The 587-nt window shown below is 73.4% G+C and carries 1 protein-coding gene and 1 pseudogene; one reads left to right on the plus strand and one right to left on the minus strand.

Annotation, left to right across the window (positions count from 1 at the left end):
- Positions 1–208: pseudogene (locus tag AC1DY2_RS20475) on the plus strand (glucosamine-6-phosphate deaminase); the annotation flags it as partial.
- 90 nt (positions 209–298) lie between these two features.
- Here the strand turns inward: AC1DY2_RS20475 and AC1DY2_RS20480 are convergent.
- On the minus strand, positions 299–587 hold a 289-nt coding region (locus AC1DY2_RS20480; protein WP_476764081.1), incomplete at its 5' end, for a TetR family transcriptional regulator C-terminal domain-containing protein.

Genomic DNA, 587 nt, shown 5'->3' on the forward strand with positions numbered 1-587 from the left:
CCTGGTGCTCCTCGCGTTCGGCGAGGCCAAGGCGCACGCGGTCGCGGCCGCGGTCGAGGGCCCGGTGTCGGCGAGCCAGCCGGGCTCGGCGATCCAGCTGCACCCGCACGCGACGGTCATCGTCGACGAGGCCGCGGCGTCCGAGCTGCAGAACCTCGACTACTACCGGCACGCCTGGGCGCACAAGCCCGGCTGGCAGGGCATCTGATCCACGCCGACTGACACGGCGAGCGGATGCCGCGAGCCCGCGTCGTGCCCCGGATGCCGCCTCCCCGCGGCATCCGTCGGTCTGCGGCCGTCAGTGGGGGAGCACCTCGGGCAGGGCTGCGAGGAACGCCTCCTCGTCGAAGCCCGGCACGATCGCCCGCTGGATCATGAACCCGGGTGCGATCCCGACCATGACCGGGGTGACTCGCGTCGCCCATTCACCGGGGTCGCCGTCGACGCGGCCCGGCTCGGCCGACGCCCACTCGACGAGCCGCTGTCGCACCGTCTCGCGCACCCGCTGCAGCACGGACTGCACGAGCTCGCCGATCTCGGGATCGATCGCGGCCTCGGCCCACAGCTGCACGATCACGTGGCCGAAC

The sequence above is a fragment of the Agromyces sp. P1_H4 genome, assembly GCF_056405255.1.